Here is an 18,715-nt window from a genome sequence, read left to right on the forward strand (position 1 = left end):
GTCATCGTGACAAATTAGCGTATTAACGGGCTTCATTGCCAAATAAACGGCGATATGCGGGAGGGGGGCTAACCATCCGATGGTGGTTGGCTTAATGTTCTAAAATAACGAAATTGTCGGAATTGCCATCCCTGTATTCATATCAAAATGCTACCATTTAAATATAGACGGTAATGCTTTGAATGGATATCTCATTTTACATACGTTTACGTTACCCCCCTTTGATTTACGATGTGTTATCGTCTTTAATTTAAGTCCGCAAGGAATTCGGGAACCCGTCATACAAGGAGTGTGCTATGAATCCATTTATTTACGTGATTGCGTTTTTTCTGATACTCGATGTGGTTCGTGAGTGTTTAGGATGGTCAAAGCTGTTCGGTTAATTATTTCGGGAATATTATTATCAATAATCGACATTAACGGAATCACACAATGCCGTATTTTCAGGCTTGTGTGAACGTTTCAGCAAACCGTTCCGAAAGATGCCATCCAGGTCAGCATCTGCCGGTATCCCTGGCGTGTTATCGCGAAAAACTCACAGCCTAAAACTCGATTATTTTGATCAACCACAGCAGCATGTAAAGCTTTATGCGTATCAACGTCACCAACAACAGGCGATTAATAAACCGGTTTTGCCCTGGCCATAGGTTACTTCCTGTGACAGAAATTCTTCGCTTGCGGGCAGTGAGGGTTGTCTGACGCAGACAACTAACGATCATGCTGATGATTGAACGGAACTGGTTGCATCCGTCACATCCTCAGAACCATGAAACTATCAGATTTGTTATTTCGATACTGAAAAAAGAAATAGCTCGAATTGAAGTAAAAATGGCGGCTCATATTTCTATAAATTCCAGTGGACTATTTTCACTGCTAAGTGAAGTTAATGGTGTTGGTGCAACGACTGTTGCTGTGCTGTTAGCCGTGGTTCTGGAACCAGGAACGCTGTCACGACGCTTAAACGCTTGCTGGGAGACGTACAACGTCAAAATGCGTTGGTGTTCTGCTTCGCAGGAACGAAAAATTGGTTAGCTATTTTTACGAATAAATTCTAAAGGCTGGTGGATTCAAAAAATATAATCAATGCTAAACCAATGGGAATTATTATCGTAATAAGCGATAGGTTGTAATTGGGGGGCAGCGAAATCGTTAGAGTGTTCATGCTGAGCTTCTTTGATAATAAAATGGAAAGTGCGATTGCTGAAAGTAAGCTGATGACTATTATTATAATGATGGATTTTTTTAATCAATCAGAGTGACTGGGGTATTCCTGCAAAAACGGTGTCGCCAATAAAGCACGATTAACGACTAAAGTCATCCCATAATAATTTGGAGTTGACGAAGTGGTAATGAAATATGTAAATATTTTTACACGATAATCATCCTGAACCATGCTTGCTTTTATCGCTTCTGACGGTATAGTGCTTTTCTGCCATGGAGAAACTAACTGCCTGACAGGATTTGTTTTTTTATCGATGAAATAGAATAAAACGACAGTTGGTTTTATGGAAAAAACACACTCAGCCTCGCCTGTCACAACGTGCAAGATTATCGCTACCGGAATTGCCTTACCGTCAATGTGCGTCACCTCTGCCGAACTGGATAGCAGGCTCGGTAAAGCGGCGGGTTATGTGGAAAAACGTTGTGGCATTGTCCATCGTTATCACGCCTCTTTGCACGACAGCCAGTCGGGACTGGCGGCACAGGCGTTACATCACGCGCTAAACGCGGGCAGCCTCGCCCCCTCTTCAATAGATCTGTTGATTTGTGCCTCAGCGGTGGCTGTACAGGCGCTGCCGTGCAGCGCCATTCATATTCTGAAAGCGGCGGGCATGCCGTCCGGCGTGGCAGGATTTGATATTAATAGTAGCTGTGTCAGCTTTATTTCTGCGCTGGAAGTGGCCGCCGGCCTGCTGAATAGCGGCGCTTACCGGCGTATCGCCATTGTTTCCGCGGATCTGGCGTCGCGCGGCATCGACTGGAATCACGAAGAATCTTCACTCATTTTCGGTGATGGCGCGGCCTGCGCGATAGTCGAACGTGGCAACGGGCGCAGCGGTATCGTCGCCAGTCTGATTGAAATGTACCCCGAGGGCAGCGAGTTATGCGAAATTCGTGCGGGGGGGACGCGGTGTAATCCGCGTGCGGGAATGACTGAAAACGATTTTCTGTTTCATATGCAGGGCAAACCGTTGTTTCGTTACGCCTCTTCTCTGATTGAAGACTATTTCGCCCGACTGCTGCAAAAAAGCGGTCTGACGCTGGCAGATATCGCCACTGTGGTGCCGCACCAGGCGAGCCATCTTTCCCTCGAGCATATGCGCAAACGCCTGCATGTTCCGGCAGCGGCAATGGTGGATATTTACCGTCATTATGGTAATCAGGTCGCCGCGTCGATCCCCACGGCGCTGCATGAAGCCGTTAACAGCGGTCGGTTTACGCCGGGTAACCCGGTGATGCTAATAGGGACAGCAGCCGGTCTGACGCTGGCAGGTATGGTACTACTGCCATGAAAATTCTGGTGACCGGCGCAACCAGCGGCCTCGGACGCAATGCGGCGCACTATTTGCTGGAAAATGGTCATCAGGTCGTGGCAACAGGACGTAATCGACTGGCGGGCGAACAGCTGGCGCAGGCAGGGGCGCATTTTATCCCCCTCGATCTGACACACGCCCATCAAAATGATTGCATCCGTTTAATGACGGACTGCGACGCGGTGTGGCACTGCGCCGCCAAATCCTCGCCCTGGGGCAAACAGGCCGAGTTTTTCCTCGCTAATGTGCAGGCAACACGCCTGTTGGCGCAGGCCGCCGGGCGCGCCGGGATACCGCGCTTTATCCATATTTCGACCCCCGCAGTCTACTTTGATTTTCAGCATCATTATTTGCTGACGGAAAACTACCGTGCGCGCGCTTTTTCCAGCCATTACGCCAACAGCAAGTTTCAGGCGGAGCAGGAGATTAACGGCGCAGTCACCCGTTTCCCTGCCACTACCTTTGTCCTGTTGCGCCCTCGCGGTTTGTTTGGCCCGCACGATAACGTCATTGTTCCACGCATAGTGCAGCAACTGCGGCGCAGCGGTGGGGTGTTGCGCCTGCCGCGTGGCGGCGAGACGCTACTGGATTTAACCTTTGTGCAAAACGTGGTGCATGCAATGGAACTGGCGACGCGCCAGCCGGGGCTGTGTTCCGGTAGCGTGTATAACGTGACGAACCATCAGCCGCAGCGACTGGTCGATATGCTGGAGGCGCTACTGCATCAACAACTGCAACTGAATTATCGCGTTAAAGACGTGCCATGGTCGCTGCTGTCACTGGTCGCGCGCGGGATGGAGCTGGCCGGGCAATGCCTTGACAGGGAACCACCCGTTACCCGCTACAGTGCGGGAACACTCAGTTTTGATATGACGTTGAGTACGGAAAAAGCAATTAATGAACTGGGATATCGCCCCCAATTTTCGATGGCGGAAGGGATCTCATTAACCGGTGAGTGGCTGAGAAAACATGGCAAAAATCAGCGAGTTTGAAATAGGTTACTGTACCCACATTGGCTGTATGGCGGTAAAAGGCGCGGGATTTCGGGTGTGTAAATTTCCCGCTCGCGCCTGGCTGCTGGAGGTCGGCGATCGCCGCTGGTTATGGGATACGGGCTATTCTTCGTGGTTTGAACATTTCACCCGTTCTGGCGTTTTCCGCATTTACCGCCATCTTACACCGGTCTATTTCGACGAGAAGTTATCGTTGGTGAATCAACTGGATGCCCGTGGGCTGGTCGGCAAGGATATTGACGGCATTATTCTTTCGCATTTTCATGCCGATCATATTGCCGGGCTGCGTGATTTTCCGGATGTTGCCTGTATCTGTTCTGGTGAGGGCTGGCGACATGTACGTACACTACGGGGTCTGGCGGCGCTACGCGAAGCGTTTATTCCGGGGTTGATCCCCTCTGATTTTGAATCCTCATTACGCTTTATTGAAAGTTTCGACTCCCTTACGCTCCCTGCTGCGTTGGCGCCGTTTGAACGGGGCTATCTGCTGCCCGACAGCGACGGGCAAATCATCCTGGTCGGGCTTCCCGGACACGCGGCTGGTCATATCGGTGCCTTTGTGTTGACGGATGAGGGCTGGGTATTACTGGCAGGCGATGCGGCGTGGGCTCCGGCTAACTATCAGGAACTGCGCGGTCCGTCGCGACTGGCCAATCTGGTATTGGCCGATTCTGCCGTTTACTGGCGCACTCTTGAAAAAATGAACCAGCTATGGCGTGCGGGTGAAGTGACAATTCGTCTGTGTCACGAGGGGGATTTGTGACCCCATTGATGACGCTGTGGCGATATTTTCGTATTCGCCAGCTACGCTTTACCGAACGCGAGAAACTGGAGGCGTGGCAGGAAAAAAAGCTGCGCGCTTTTCGGCGTCAGGTATTGCGCCACAGTCCGTGGTTCCGGCGCTTGACTGCTCTGCCGTTTGAGCAATGGCCGCTGATGGATAAAGCGCTAATGATGACCCATTTTGATGAGATGAACACGGCGGGTTTGCGCCAACAGGCGCTGATGGCGTGCGCATTGGACAGCGAGCGTAGCCGTGATTTTACGCCGAAGGTGGGGCGGTTCAGCGTTGGGTTATCGTCGGGCAGTTCCGGCAGACGCGGGTTGTTTGTTGTCAGCCCGCAGGAGCAACAAATTTGGGCGGCGGGCATGCTGGCAAAAGCGCTGCCAGAAGGCCTGTTTGCCGGGGAGCGTGTCGCGCTATTTCTGCGGGCAGATAATCATCTCTATCATGGCGTCAACAACCGCTGGCTGAGCCTGGAATTTTACGATCTGTTGGCTCCGTTTCGCCAGCAGTGGCCGCGCCTTGAACAGCAATCACCTACGCTGATTGTCGCGCCTGCTCAGGTGTTGCGTGCGTTGGCGCTGGCGGTGATGGCCGGGGAATTGTCGCTGAACGTCAAAAAGGTAATTTCCGTGGCGGAAGTGCTGGAAGCGCAGGATCGCGACCTGTTGCAGCAGGTGTTTGGCGACGTAGGGGAAATCTATCAGGCCACCGAGGGCTTTCTTGCCGCAACCTGTCGCTGCGGCACGCTGCATCTGAATGAAGAGTTTCTTTATATCGAGCCAGAGTGGCTGGATGCGCGGCGTTTTGTGCCGATTATTACCGATTTTACGCGGACCACGCAGCCAATTGTGCGCTACCGGCTGGACGATGTGCTGGTCGCCAGCGATAAGCCCTGCGCTTGTGGCAGTGCGACGCGCGCGCTTGAACGTATTGAAGGGCGTCAGGATGACCAGTTGTTACTGCCGGACTGTGACGGGCGCGCGCAGACGGTGTTTTCCGATCCCTGTAGCCGCGTGCTGGCGCAGATGTTGCCGTTGACGGCGGATTATCGACTGGTGCAAATCACTGCCGGGGGGCTCCAGTTGACAGCAGACTGTAACCCAACGGAGTTGGAACAGTGCCGTATCGCGCTGGAACAGTGGTTTGCCTGTCAGGGAATCGACACTTCACGTCTTTCCTGGTCGCTGGTGTCGCAAACACCGCCGACGCAATTTGACCGTAAACGTCGGCGAATTATTTGCCAGTGGAGAGGGGAATGACGTTGAACGTACCGTGTTCGCCCGGCTGCAGTGAGGCGCAGTTGCGCGCGACAGGAGCATTAGGGTGAAAATCTTGCTGACCGGCGCATCAGGATTTATCGGCAGCACGTTTTTGCGCCGCTTTGCTGACTGTGCCGATCTCGAACTCTGTGGCGTTGGACGGCGAACGGTAAATGATTTACCGCCCACGGTGCGCTATCACGCGCTGTCGCTGGAGCGGCTGGCACAGCTCAATTTTATTCCGGATGTGGTCATCCACGCGGCGGGCAGAACCTCGCCCTGGGGAACCGCGCAGGAGTATGAACGCGACAATGTTGAAACCACCCGGCAGGTGATCGACTTTTGCAATCAACACGGTTTTCCCCGCTTGATTTTGCTGTCGAGCGCTGCGGTCTACTATCGCTTTGCCCATCAATTCAATTTGCGTGAGAACGAGGCGTCCGGGGCGGCGTTTACCAGTGAGTATGGGCGTAGTAAGTATCAGGCAGAAGCGTTAGTGAAGGCTTATCGTGGCGAGAAAACGATTTTTCGCCCTTGCGCGGTGTTCGGCGCGGGCGATCGGTTACTGTTTCCGCCACTGATTAGCGCGGCCAGAAAAAGACAGCTGGTCAGATTGCGAAACGACATCACGCCAGCGCAGGCTGAGATTATGCCTGTGGGAATGCTGTGTGATTATCTGCTGCGGGCGGCTCGCCATCCCCAATTGAGGGAGTGCTATAACATTTCGGCAGGGCAACCCGTGGAGACGGCGGCATTTCTGGATACTGTGTTGCGCCAGTTGGATCTGCCGTTACCGGTGAAATCGATACATCCGGGGACTGCGTTGCGCGTTGCGGGGGCGCTGGAGTGGCTATGGCGTTGGTTTCCGCTGGCGGGTGAGCCGCCGATCACCCGTTTTGGCGTTGCGGTGTTTAGCTATTCCGCCACGCTGGATATCACGGCGCTGTGCGAGGATTTTGGCGCGCCAAACCTCGATCTTCGCTATTGCGTGCAGGATTTTTTACAACATTATCGGACGATGAACGGATGCTGCTGATTGCTCTCCTCTGGCTGTTTATTCTGCTGTTTAAGCTCTTTTTTGCGCTCAGGATCTTGCGCGCTGCACATCGCCACTGCGGTGGTGATCTGCATACGGTAACGGTCATGCAGCCCATCCTTAGCGGCGATCCGGCGTTAGAAAGCGTTCTGGCCTCGACAGTGGGGCAGTTACGCGGCGCGGAATTTCTCTGGTTGATTGACGATGACGACACCGCGGCTTTGCAGATAACGCGGCGGTTGCAATTACGCTATCCCCGGCAGCATATTACGATTCTTTCCTATCCTCAGGCACCAGAAGGCGTTAATCCCAAGCTGTTTAAGCTGGAGCAGGCGAGGGCGCAGGTGACACGTGACGTGATTCTGGTGCTGGACGATGATGCGATATTGAGTGCGGAGTCATTGTGCGACATGTTGGATGCGCTGACGGAGAAAACACTGGTGACTGCGCTTCCCTGGTATGATGCGGCGGAGAATTCACCTTCCCGTCTGCTGGCGCAGTTTGTTAACGACAACTCAGCGCTGACCTATTTACCGCTGCTGCCTTTCTCGCCGCCACTGACGCTAAACGGGATGTGTTATGCCATTCGCGGTGAAACGCTGGAGCGTGTTGGCGGTTTTTCGCCGGTGCTCCGTCATCTGACGGACGATCTGGCGATGGCGACACTGTTGACCCGTCATGGCGTGCGCATTGTGCAGTCTGTTGCGCCGGTGCGTGTGCAGACCAGCATTGCAGACGCTAAAGGCTATTTCCGCCAAATGCATCGCTGGTTCTTGTTTGCCACGCTGCTGATGCGTGAAAAAAGCGCAGCAATCAATCTGACCATTTTTCTGTTGCAGGGGCTGCACCCTCTGTTGCTGTGGGCGTTGTTGATTATGGCCTTCGGCGGTACGGCGCAATTTGCTCTACTGTTGGGGATATTCGTGATACGCCATCTGGCGCTGCGGTACGTTCAGCGTGCGGTTGCGGCGGAGATCCCCTCGCATCCGTTATTGTCATTGCTCTCCGAGCTATTGCAGCCTTTGCATCTGCTGAATGCGCTGGTGAACCGGACGATTTACTGGCGCTCTCGTCGCTACCGTATTTTCAGCAACGATTGTTTTACGTCGCGATGAGAAAACCGGAATTGCAGATTGCCTATATTACCGGTCGTAGCCGCCGGGATAACGGGGCGCTCAGCCCCTTACAGGCGGCGTTTATAGAGCAGATTGTCGGCCATCATCAGCAGGTTACAGTGAATTTTCCGTGGACCGCGCAGTCTGCGCCGTGGCAGGCCACCGGCCTGCTGCGCGCCAGTGTTAACAATGCGCGGGAATATCTTGGCGCACAGCACGTCAGCTTTGCTCCGCGCTATCGGCAGCAGGCGCTGGAGATGCTGGCGTCAGCACACCATACGCTGTTGCTTTCCGGGAGTTGTGGACTGGAGTTATTTAACCAACTGCACTTGCCGCCACAGTGGCTGGCGCGCGTCAGCGTGTTTGCTTTTGGCCCGGTGGCGAGCCGCCGACCGGACTGCCATCACTTGCTGGTACAAGGCGATCAGGACTGGATCTCCCGTTGCTGGTTTCGCCAGGCAGACCAACGCATTGCCTGCGGTCATATGAATTATCTTGCACAGCCGCAACTGACGGCGCTGTGTCACCGCTTTATTGATGATATCGGCAAGCAAGGAGCTTAGATGCAGCGTTTATTTGATCTGATCCCTGCGGGGGTTACCCGCATTGATTTGCTGGCGCCGCCGTTTTCCGGCCATTTACATCCGGTGCTGGCGATGGGGCGGGCGCTGTCCAAACGCTATCAGGTACGCATTATCAGCACGCAAGGGGCTGCCTCTTCGGTGGCGGCGGCGGGGCTGATGGGGCTGTCGCTGCCTGGTGATTACGATACGCCGCTGTTGGGGGTGGTGAATCCGCAATATGCGGTAGGCTCCCATCCGCTGCGGCTATATCGGCAGTTTCGCCATGTGGTGGGGTTATTGAAAAATTTCGCCGATGAACTGGAACTACTGTGGCTCCGTGAAGGCACGCCCGATCTGGCGATAGCGGACTTTACACTGCCCATTGTCGGCGAGGTTTGTCGCCGGTTGGATGTCCCGTGGTGGAGTAGCCTGCCATCCCCCTGTGTGCTGGAAACCCCTGATGGCGTCCCTGCATACTGCGGCGGGTTAATGCCCGCGCATAGCGCGATTCAGCGTATGTGGCACGCCGTTCACCGCAAAAAAGTACGACTGTTCAAACAGACCGTGTTCTGGCTGTTTCGCGACGTTATTCGCCAGACAGGTATTACGCGTCTGTATCGACAAGATGGCAGCGAAAATGCCTATTCGCCGCTACGTATCCTGGCACTCAGCGAAGAAACATTCGAATTCCCGCGACGCTGGCCCGCGGCGGTCAGTTTTATCGGTCCGGCACTCTACACGCCACCATCACAAAGCGTTGCGCCGCCCTTTGAAACGGATAAACGCCATGTGCTGGTGACGCTCGGTACGCATCTGGACTGGCATAAAGATGCGGTAATGCAAGCCGTTATCGCGTTGGCGGGCACGTTGCCTGAGTGGGTTTTTCATTTCACCGATGGACATCAGACCGTCGCGGAACAACAGCGGCAGGACAATGTTTATCGGGTATCCTGGGTAAACTACGATAACTGGCTGACGCACTATGATGCGGTCATTCATCATGGTGGTGCCGGAATTATGTGGCATTGCTTGCAAAAGAATATTCCGGCGCTGGTGTATCCGGTGGACTACGACCAGTTTGATCATGCTGCGCGACTGGCATGGTGTGGAAAAGGAATTTGGATTAAGGACGGATTAAAAGGACTGGAAAAGGCAGGACCGTTGTTAATGGCATTGGTTAATGCAAGTGATTCAGAATTGCGACCATAAAATCAACGAGATTGGCCTGGATTACGATTGATTAAAATATATAAAAGCCTTTAATTATTAGTCTGTTATAAGGAATGCTATGCTAAACTGGATTTTTAATGATAATAAACTCACGCTACGGCAAATTTGCTTAGACAGCAAATTATCGACCGCTAAAAAAATACAAAAAATTGATAAATATCTGACCAATGGTGGGGATATCAATTTTATTGACCCCGATATTTCCCCGTGTAACGTGCTGGTCCCTCTGTCTCGTAACCCAGAGCCAGAGGTATCCCTGGTGCAATACCTGCTCGATAAAGGGGCACACATCGAGTGTAATGGTTTCAGCGCGTTTCATTCGGCTATCGAGTTTAATAATACACAGCTAGTGACGCTTTATCTCAATGCTGGCGCAGATCTTTATTATCAGAATAAATTTAATAATTGTTGGCTCAACTACCTCTTTCATCCTGAACCACAATATATCTATCAAGAAAATGAGCGTAAAAACATGATAGATATTCTGCTTGAGTCTCACCTGGACATCAATAAGTCGGTGAGTTTTTGGACGAATGGGGAGCTAAATCACCCATTGGAGATATTATATTCAGAACAAAGCAAAGATCTTTTTTTACATCTCATAAATAAAAATATCACTCTGAATATTGAAGAAACGACGCTGATTGAAGATATTATTCGTACGAGCAGTTTTTGGGGGCTTGAGGCATTTGCACCGTTGGTGAAACGCTATCCGGATTATAAAAAAGAACGCTACATTATGGCCAATGATAGCAGTTTCTGGGATGACGCGAATCTGCTGGAATTGTGTGTTTATGCCAACGCACCGGACTATTGTGAATATTTGCTCGACAATTACCCTGAACTGAAAGCGGATTCTCGCGCCAAAAGCCTGGTCTACGCAGCGCTGACATCAGAGTTTGATCTGCGAATTATCGAAAAACTGCTTAAAGTGACCGTCGATATCAATCGTATTTACAAGATGACGCCACCAGACGCTTATCAGGCACCGTTGATCAACCAGTATCTGAATAATCCTCATTTTATCGATCCCGATAAGCGCGATTACATTTATCAGGCTCTTGAACTGTTACTTAAATATGGCGCTGATCCCAACAGTGAGTTTGTCAACACGGGTAAACCGTATGAGATGTTGATTTGGTCAAATCTACGCTTGCTCATTTACCCAATGGTAGAAAAAAGAACGTTTCTACCCCAGTTTCTCGATCTCTTTTTGCGGTATGGGCTGGATATCAATAAGAAATTTGGCGCGGTAGAAGAACCGACCTTACTGACCATCACTCAGCGCGGTTCATGGAAAGAAGACCAGGAAACGATCATTAAAGTGATGGAGTATTTGCTGCCATTGGGACTGGATTTAAGCCTCACCAATATTTACGACACGAATTTTGTCTCAGCCGCCGCGATTTCTTGTCGCACGCAACTGCTTGAATGGTTGATTCACCAGGGGGGCGATATTCATACCCATTGTGGTCACGATAACTCCCCTATCTTACATAAAGCCATTTCGACCTACTCGTTAGATGAAATCACCGGACCCATACGCCGCCAGACCGTTTTGCTTCTGTTACAACATGGCGCGAAACTCGAAGAGTTTTCAGTCGATGAACAATTTACTCCGTTGATGTGTGCCTGCTACTACGGCGCCCAATCTTGCGTTGACGTGCTGTTAGAGCAGGGGGCCAACCCTAATGCGCTTAATGGTGAGGGCACCACGCCTGCCCTGTGTGCCATCACCGGCGGTGGCTCAAATGAGTTTCCTCGTTTTGAATCCACGGCTGTGCGGATCCTGAAACTATTACAGCAGTATGGTGCGGATTTAACGGTGGAGGATTGCCATGGCAACAGTCCGCTCGTGGTAGCAATCCAGTTGAATTATAAAGAGATATTTGAAGCGCTTCTCCAGATGGTGCCTTATAGCCAGGCGCAGCTTGAACACGCGCTCGCCATCCCTGAGCCAGAGAGCTATTTCCACCGCCGTCTACAGCAGCAGCTCAAGGGTGAAACAGCGCCCATTCCCACCAAAGCAGAAAGCGAACCAGAGCAACCCGTCTTGCCTGCAGGCGAAGATAAACCCGTCATTGAGAAAACGGAACCACAACCGCGGGTAATAAAAGCCAGCCCAGAGGCCCGCAGTGCGGTCTCGCAGAGAAGCCAAATTCCGACGATTATCGAACTGAAAGCCAAAGTGAACCGTTTTTTTAAACCGATTGCCTGTGATCCCTATGTTACGGCTGCCCAGTTAAACGGCATTGAAGAACAGGTAGACCTGTTAATTGAAAAACTGGATAACTTCAGCTTTTTTCGCAATCAGGCGACCAAAGAGGAATTTGAAGAAGGCGTTCAGGACTATATCGATGAAACCGTCGATCAGATTAACACCCTCATTGAGGATGATTATCCGGCACTGACGGAAGCATTAGTCGATGCGGTATGGGTCATTTTGCAGTTCTACAGAGTGGATATCGAGATTGAAACCGCCCTCAGAAAACGCTTCTGGTAAGGTTTCGCTTGCGGTCAGAGCCATCTGCGTGGGATGGCTCTGAACTCTTCGGCATCATGACGACGCGATATTAAAACGCAGCATGTTTTGGCAACGTCAGAATAAAACGCGTGGCGTGCAAATCAGAGGTGACGGCGACGTTTCCCTGATGGGCGAGGACGATCGATTTCACAATGGCCAGTCCAATGCCGCTGCCTTCGCCTTTACGTTGACGGGAAGGATCGACGCGGTAAAACCTGTCAAACAGGCGCGGTAAATGCTCTGCGGCAATGGGTGTTCCAGGGTTTTCAACGATAATCTGTACCTGGTCCTGCGCCTCAAAAAGCCGTACGGTGACGGATTCTCCCTTCGGGGTGTAACGCATCGCATTGGAGAGTAAATTACTTAGCGCCCGGCGTAACATACTGGGATCGCCGGACACCCAGCATGCGTGACCTTCAAAGCGCAAACTCACTTCACGCTCTTCAGCCCAGGCTTCGAAAAAGTCGAAGACTTTGCTCACTTCATCCGCCAGATTCAGCGCTTTTTTCTCCGGAATGAGCTGATTATTATCCGCCTGCGCGAGAAACAGCATATCGCTCACCATCTTCGACATACGGCCAAATTCTTCAAGATTGGAATACAGGACATCTTCCAGCTCTTTCTGACTGCGAGGTTGGCTGAGCGCAATCTCAGTTTGGGTCACCAGATTGGTTATCGGGGTGCGGATTTCATGGGCGATATCGGCGGAGAAGTTGGACTGGCGAGTAAAAACGTCCTCAATGCGCTCTATCATGTGATTAAACGAAATAACCAGACGTTCAAGCTCGATAGGCACCGCCTGCGGATCTAAGCGGACATCAAGATCTTTGGAGGTCATGTTTTGAATACGTTTGCTCAGGCTGCGGATTGGTTCATGACCTTTGTAAACGGCAAGCAGGACGATAAAAATAATCAGCAGACTGATCAACGACGCTGTCATTACCAGCTTATTTTTCAGATCGTTAATATAATGCAGATGAAAATCTATCGATAACGCCATATACAGCGTCCAGGCGGGTTTGCCGTCGGGTAATTGCCCCACCGGCAGACGAATCATGCGCCAGGTTGAGTGCGCGCCGTGTCCCTGATTATGCCCTTCCATATTCAGGGCCGGGCCGGAAAGTAAAAAGACGTCGCCGTTAGCGGCATTTTTATCCGGCGTTGCACTGGCCATAAACTCGCGCAGATCAGGGGCGCCAGGCGAATGAAAGATGGCCTTTTTATTCGCATCTTCGAGAGAAATAATCACGTTTGAGTAGCCGGAAGCTACATTCCTGAGGGTTTCCAGACGGCGGGATTCCGGCTCTTCAGGATGGTTGAGAATTCGCTCAAGCGTCTGGCTTATCTCTGTTAAGTCATTAATATCCTGCTCGGCAAAGTGGACTTTTACCGAGTGGATCATTATCCAGGCGAAGGCGAAAAAGGCGGCGATGGTCGCCAGACTGATTAAAAACGTCAGTCGTGTTGCCAGCGAGAAAGGGCGGCGAAACCGCTTAGCGACCATCCGGCACCTCAAGCATATAGCCGACACCGCGAACGGTCTGGATGAGTTTCGGCTCAAATTCATTGTCTATTTTGGCGCGCAGTCGTTTGACCGCCACGTCGATGGCATTGGTGTCGCTGTCAAAATTCATGTCCCACACCTGAGAGGCAATCAGCGAACGCGGCAACACTTCTCCCTGATGGCGCAGGAAAAACTCCAGCAAGGTGAATTCTTTACTGGTTAAGGTGATCCGCGTTCCGCTGCGGGTGACTTTTCTGCTGACCAGATCCACCGTTAAATCCGCCACCTGAAACTGGCTCTCCACGATCACCGTCGCGCCACGGCGCAACAGTGTTCTGACGCGGGCCAGCAGTTCGGCGAAGGCGAAAGGTTTTACCAGATAATCATCCGCGCCCAGCTCCAGACCTTTAACCCGGTGTTCAATGGTGCCCAGCGCCGTGAGAAGGAGGATCGGCATCCCTTTGTTGGCGGCGCGCAGCATACGCACGATATCCCAACCGTTCACGTCTGGCAGCATGATGTCGAGGATGAGCAGATCGTAATCGCTGGTCATCGCGAGGTGATATCCGTTCAGCCCGTTATCGGTCAGATCCACCACAAATCCGGCTTCTGTCAGGCCCTTCGTCAGATATTCGCCGGTCTTGCTTTCATCTTCGACTATCAAAATCTTCATCACTTATTCCTTCACGCAATGACTGTGCGGGATTTCAATTCTAGAGAAGCCGGATCGGATAGCAATCGCTTATTGGGAAAATGACAGTTTTGTCATTTTGCTGTCACGGGTTAAACAGAGTCACTTCGGTAAGGTGTGAGACATCAGTTCACGTTCACTTTTAGGTTACGGGTCCACGGCGGGCGAAAAGGATTATGTACAAGTTTAAACGTCTTACCCTCAGTGCGTTTTTTGTCCTGACAGGCTGTTCACTGGCGCCAGACTACCAGCGCCCGGAATCACCCGTACCGCAACAATTTTCCCTCTCGCAGAATGCGATGGTACCCGCGACGACGGGGTATCAGGAAACCGGCTGGCGCACATTCTTCGTTGACCCACAGGTGAAGAGGTTGATTGGCGAGGCGTTGCTCAACAACCGCGATTTGCGTATGGCAACGCTGAAGGTGCAGGAAGCGCGAGCGCAATATCAGGTGACGGATGCTGACCGATATCCACAGCTCAACGCAGAATCGAGCGGTGACTGGAGCGGTAAAGTCAAAGGGGACTCCCGTACCACCCGGGAATATGAAGCTGGGTTGAATTTGAGTTTCGATCTGGACTTCTTTGGCCGGTTGAAGAATATGAGCGAAGCTGATCGGCAGAATTTTTTCGCCAGTGAAGAAGCCCGTCGCGCGGTACATATTTTATTAATCTCGAACGTCTCGCAAAGTTATTTCAATCAGCGCCTGGCGTATGCGCAACTGCAGGTCGCACAGGAAACATTGCAAAACTATGAACGCTCATACGCATTTGTTGAAAAACAACTGCTGACCGGCAGCACTAACGTGTTGGCCCTGGAACAAGCTCGGGGCGTTATTGAAAGTACGCGGGCAGAGATCGCAAAACGGCAGGGTGAGCTGGCGCAGGCCACGAATGCCTTACAGCTGCTGTTGGGAAGCTACACAACGTTACCGAATGAAAAAGCGGAGAATGCCGCAGATATCAACAGCGTCAAATTACCGCCTTCGCTCTCTTCGCAAATCTTATTACAGCGTCCGGATATTATGGAAGCTGAACACACATTGATGGCGGCTAATGCCAATATTGGCGCTGCGCGTGCAGCCTTTTTCCCCTCCATTACGCTGACCAGTTCGCTTTCAGGCAGTAGCAGCGATCTTTCCAGTTTATTTAATGCCAGCAGCGGGATGTGGAGCTTTATCCCGAAAGTCGAGTTGCCGATATTTAATGCCGGTCGTAACCAGGCCAATCTCGATTTAGCGGAAATTCGCCAGCAGCAGTCGGTGGTGAATTACGAGCAAAAGATCCAGAACGCCTTTAAAGAAGTGGCGGATGCGTTGGCGTTACGCCAAAGCCTGGCTGACCAGATAACGGCGCAACAACGTTATCTGGATTCCCTGACCATTACTCTGCAACGCGCCAGAGCGCTCTATCAGAACGGCGCGGTGAGCTACATCAACGTGCTGGATGCAGAACGTTCTCTGTTTGCCACGCAACAAACATTACTTGATCTCAATTATGCCCGGCAGGTGAATGAAATTAGGCTGTTCACTGCATTGGGCGGCGGTTGGGCAGAATAAAACGAAGATACATTCTCAGGAGACGACATAATGACCACGACTTTTAAAGCCACTATTTTTAGTCTTTTTACGCTCGTTGCATGGAATGCGCAGGCAAATGAACATCATCACGAAGGGATGATGAGCGCCACGCCTGCTGCGGAACAGACACAGGCTATCAGCGCCACTGGGGTCGTAAAAGCCATTGATATGGAAAGTAAAAAAATAACGATTAACCATGACCCTATTCCTTCAGTGAACTGGCCGGCAATGACGATGCGCTTTACGCTGACGCCGCAAACGCAGCTCGGGGATATTAAGGTCGGTGACAAGGTTGCGTTTAATTTTGTGCAACAGGGAAATGTGTCGCAACTCCTGGATATTAACGTCAGTCAGTAATTCGTATTACCCGCCAATCCTATTCTTGCCTGGGTTTCACAGAGCGCAGGTAAGAATAGATGAATGAATGGAAAACACTATGGCGTCTTTTAAACTCAATAATATCGCGCTTATTTTTGCCAGCATGGTCGTTGGCGGCATTATTTCTGTCGCGGGATATGCCTATTATTCTTCAACGCACAAAATGGCTGAGATGACCCCTGCGCCGGAAAAAGAGGCGCGCAAAGTTCTGTTCTGGTACGACCCGATGTACCCAAATACGCGTTTTGATAAACCGGGGAAATCTCCGTTTATGGATATGGATCTGGTCGCGAAATATGCCGACGAAGAGACGAGCGATGCCTCAACGCCGGGGGTGCGTATTGATCCTGGGCAAACGCAGAATTTGGGACTGAAAACCGAAACGGTACGCCGTGGGTCGTTGGAATATGCGCAGACGTTTCCGGCGAATGTCAGTTTTAACGAATACCAGTTTGTGATTGTGCAGGCGCGTTCTGCCGGGTTTATTGACAGGGTCTACCCGCTGACGGTTGGCGATAAAATTAAAAAAGGCACGCCGCTGATTGAGCTGACAATCCCGGACTGGGTGGAAGCGCAAAGTGAATACTTGCTCCTGCGTGAGACAGGCGGCACGGCGACCCAGGTAGAGGGGATCCTCGAGCGACTACGGTTGGCTGGCATGCCGGAAGAGGATATCCGCCGTTTAACATCGACCCGTAAAATTCAGACGCGGTTTACGCTCAAAGCGCCGATTGATGGCGTGATTACCGCCTTTGACTTACGCGCTGGCATGAACATTGCCAAAGATAACGTGGTGGCGAAAATCCAGGGGATGGACCCGGTGTGGGTTGCCGCCGCCGTTCCGGAATCGGTCGCCTGGCTGATAAAAGATGCCTCCCAGTTTGCGCTTACCGTTCCGGCCTGGCCGAATAAACCGTTCACCATTCGCAAGTGGAGCATCCTGCCGAGTCTGGACGCGACCACCCGAACGCTTCAACTGCGCTTGCTGGTGGATAACCCCGATGAAGCGCTGAAGCCAGGCATGAATGCATATCTGAATCTGAACACGAAAAGTGAGCCGATGCTGCTGATCCCGTCAAAAGCGCTGATCGATACCGGCAAAGAGCAACGTGTGATCACCGTCGATAGCGAAGGGCGTTTTGTGCCTAAGCGCGTCTTCGTATTTCATGAATCGCAAGGCGTGACGGCCATTCGTTCCGGACTGAGCGAAGGCGAGAAGGTCGTTTCCAGCGGTCTGTTCCTGATCGACTCGGAGGCGAATATTTCCGGTGCCCTGGATCGCATGCGAGCGCACACGCCAACAGACACGTCTAAACCTGCGACCCATTCACACTGAGGGAATCGTAAATGATTGAATGGATTATTCGCCGATCGGTGGCGAACCGTTTCCTGGTGATGATGGGGGCGTTGTTCCTCAGCGTCTGGGGAACCTGGACCATCATCAATACCCCGGTCGATGCACTGCCTGATCTCTCTGATGTACAGGTCATCGTCAAAACAAGTTATCCCGGTCAGGCACCGCAAATTGTTGAAAACCAGGTGACCTATCCGTTGACGACCACCATGTTGTCCGTGCCTGGCGCGAAAACCGTACGTGGTTTCTCGCAGTTTGGCGACTCTTACGTGTACGTTATTTTTGAAGATGGTACTGACCCGTACTGGGCACGTTCGCGCGTGCTGGAGTATCTCAACCAGGTGCAGGGAAAATTACCCCAGGGCGTGAGCGCCGAAATGGGGCCGGATGCCACGGGCGTCGGCTGGATCTTTGAATATGCGCTGGTGGACAGGAGCGGCAAGCACGATCTGGCGGAGCTGCGTTCCTTGCAGGACTGGTTTTTAAAATATGAGTTGAAAACGATCCCTAACGTGGCGGAAGTCGCCTCGGTAGGCGGCGTGGTGAAAGAGTACCAGGTCGTTATCGATCCGATGAAACTCACTCAGTACGGTATCAGTTTGTCGGAGGTGAAATCGGCGCTGGATTCTTCGAATCAGGAAGCGGGAGGCTCGTCTGTTGAACTCTCTGAAGCGGAGTACATGGTTCGCGCCAGCGGTTATCTGCAAACGCCTGATGACTTCAACAACATCGTATTGAAATCAGCAGACAACGGTGTTCCGGTCTATTTGCGTGATGTCGCACGTGTGCAAATCGGACCGGAAATGCGCCGGGGTATTGCTGAACTGAATGGAGAAGGCGAAGTCGCGGGCGGGGTGGTTATCCTGCGTTCCGGCAAAAATGCCCGGGAAGTGATTTCGGCGGTAAAAGATAAACTGGCGACGCTGAAAAGCAGTTTACCCGAAGGCGTCGAGGTCGTGACAACCTACGATCGCAGTCAGTTGATTGACCGGGCGATTGACAATCTTAGCTATAAATTGCTGGAAGAGTTTATTGTCGTGGCGCTGGTCTGTGCGCTCTTTTTGTGGCACATCCGTTCGGCGTTGGTGCTGGCGCAGAGCGGTGAAGATGATGTGATTTTCTCTGACTCGTCTGACTACGCAGCCAA

At 51.9% G+C, this 18,715-nt stretch carries 15 protein-coding genes and 2 pseudogenes; 14 read left to right on the forward strand and 3 right to left on the reverse strand.

Annotated elements, in window-relative coordinates; translation table 11 throughout:
• Positions 1 to 468 precede the first annotated feature (468 nt).
• Positions 469 to 612: pseudogene (locus CJP72_RS26415) on the reverse strand (IS110 family transposase); the annotation flags it as partial.
• A gap of 90 nt (positions 613 to 702) precedes the next feature.
• Between CJP72_RS26415 and CJP72_RS23250 the strand changes: the two are divergent.
• From CJP72_RS23250 to CJP72_RS23295, 10 genes and pseudogenes are all read left to right on the forward strand, one after another.
• Positions 703 to 957: pseudogene (locus tag CJP72_RS23250) on the forward strand (IS110 family transposase); the annotation flags it as partial.
• Positions 958 to 1,505: 548 nt separating this feature from the next.
• Entirely contained in the window at positions 1,506 to 2,513 is a 1,008-nt protein-coding gene (locus CJP72_RS23255; RefSeq protein WP_162383627.1) for a 3-oxoacyl-[acyl-carrier-protein] synthase III C-terminal domain-containing protein, read from the forward strand.
• Positions 2,510 to 3,526, forward strand: coding sequence for an NAD-dependent epimerase/dehydratase family protein (locus CJP72_RS23260; RefSeq protein WP_162383628.1), 1,017 nt, complete (start codon positions 2,510 to 2,512; stop codon positions 3,524 to 3,526). Before CJP72_RS23255 ends, CJP72_RS23260 begins: the two co-directional genes overlap by 4 nt.
• Entirely contained in the window at positions 3,504 to 4,310 is an 807-nt protein-coding gene (locus tag CJP72_RS23265; protein WP_162383629.1) for an MBL fold metallo-hydrolase, read from the forward strand. The genes CJP72_RS23260 and CJP72_RS23265 overlap by 23 nt, the downstream gene beginning before the upstream one ends.
• Positions 4,307 to 5,593, forward strand: coding sequence for a F390 synthetase-related protein (locus CJP72_RS23270; RefSeq protein ID WP_162383630.1), 1,287 nt, complete (start codon positions 4,307 to 4,309; stop codon positions 5,591 to 5,593). Before CJP72_RS23265 ends, CJP72_RS23270 begins: the two co-directional genes overlap by 4 nt.
• Positions 5,594 to 5,657: 64 nt before the next feature.
• The gene (locus CJP72_RS23275; RefSeq protein ID WP_162383631.1) at positions 5,658 to 6,629 is read left to right on the forward strand and encodes an NAD-dependent epimerase/dehydratase family protein; all 972 of its coding nucleotides are present in this window, start codon (positions 5,658 to 5,660) and stop codon (positions 6,627 to 6,629) included.
• Positions 6,620 to 7,744: a glycosyltransferase gene (locus CJP72_RS23280; protein ID WP_162383632.1), complete on the forward strand. Its 1,125-nt coding sequence runs from the start codon at positions 6,620 to 6,622 to the stop codon at positions 7,742 to 7,744. The genes CJP72_RS23275 and CJP72_RS23280 overlap by 10 nt, the downstream gene beginning before the upstream one ends.
• A complete protein-coding gene (locus tag CJP72_RS23285; RefSeq protein ID WP_162383633.1) occupies positions 7,741 to 8,307 on the forward strand; it encodes a hypothetical protein in 567 nt (188 codons plus the stop codon). Before CJP72_RS23280 ends, CJP72_RS23285 begins: the two co-directional genes overlap by 4 nt.
• Positions 8,308 to 9,516: a glycosyltransferase gene (locus CJP72_RS23290; RefSeq protein WP_162383634.1), complete on the forward strand. Its 1,209-nt coding sequence runs from the start codon at positions 8,308 to 8,310 to the stop codon at positions 9,514 to 9,516.
• Between the two features lie 79 nt (positions 9,517 to 9,595).
• Positions 9,596 to 12,040, forward strand: coding sequence for an ankyrin repeat domain-containing protein (locus CJP72_RS23295; protein WP_162383635.1), 2,445 nt, complete (start codon positions 9,596 to 9,598; stop codon positions 12,038 to 12,040).
• Positions 12,041 to 12,110: 70 nt separating this feature from the next.
• Here CJP72_RS23295 and CJP72_RS23300 read toward each other — a convergent pair whose 3' ends face one another.
• Both CJP72_RS23300 and cusR read right to left on the reverse strand, forming a co-directional pair.
• A complete protein-coding gene (locus CJP72_RS23300; protein WP_162383636.1) occupies positions 12,111 to 13,565 on the reverse strand; it encodes a Cu(+)/Ag(+) sensor histidine kinase in 1,455 nt (484 codons plus the stop codon).
• Positions 13,555 to 14,238, reverse strand: a complete 684-nt coding sequence (gene cusR / locus CJP72_RS23305; protein ID WP_162383637.1) for a copper response regulator transcription factor CusR — start codon at positions 14,236 to 14,238, stop codon at positions 13,555 to 13,557. The genes CJP72_RS23300 and cusR overlap by 11 nt, the downstream gene beginning before the upstream one ends.
• Positions 14,239 to 14,432: 194 nt before the next feature.
• Between cusR and CJP72_RS23310 the strand changes: the two genes are divergently transcribed.
• The 4 genes from CJP72_RS23310 to CJP72_RS23325 form a co-directional block, all read left to right on the forward strand.
• Positions 14,433 to 15,815, forward strand: a complete 1,383-nt coding sequence (locus CJP72_RS23310; protein ID WP_162383638.1) for an efflux transporter outer membrane subunit — start codon at positions 14,433 to 14,435, stop codon at positions 15,813 to 15,815.
• A 30-nt stretch (positions 15,816 to 15,845) separates the two neighbouring features.
• A complete protein-coding gene (cusF, locus tag CJP72_RS23315; protein WP_162383639.1) occupies positions 15,846 to 16,193 on the forward strand; it encodes a cation efflux system protein CusF in 348 nt (115 codons plus the stop codon).
• 79 nt (positions 16,194 to 16,272) lie between these two features.
• Positions 16,273 to 17,550 (forward strand): efflux RND transporter periplasmic adaptor subunit, encoded by a 1,278-nt coding sequence (locus CJP72_RS23320; protein ID WP_162383640.1) that lies wholly within the window; start codon positions 16,273 to 16,275, stop codon positions 17,548 to 17,550.
• A gap of 11 nt (positions 17,551 to 17,561) precedes the next feature.
• Positions 17,562 to 18,715 (forward strand): efflux RND transporter permease subunit (locus tag CJP72_RS23325; protein ID WP_193568862.1); only part of this gene is annotated, 1,154 nt, incomplete at its 3' end.

Origin of the sequence: Citrobacter sp. NCU1 (assembly GCF_010231475.1) — a bacterium.
GTDB lineage: Bacteria > Pseudomonadota > Gammaproteobacteria > Enterobacterales > Enterobacteriaceae > Citrobacter_D.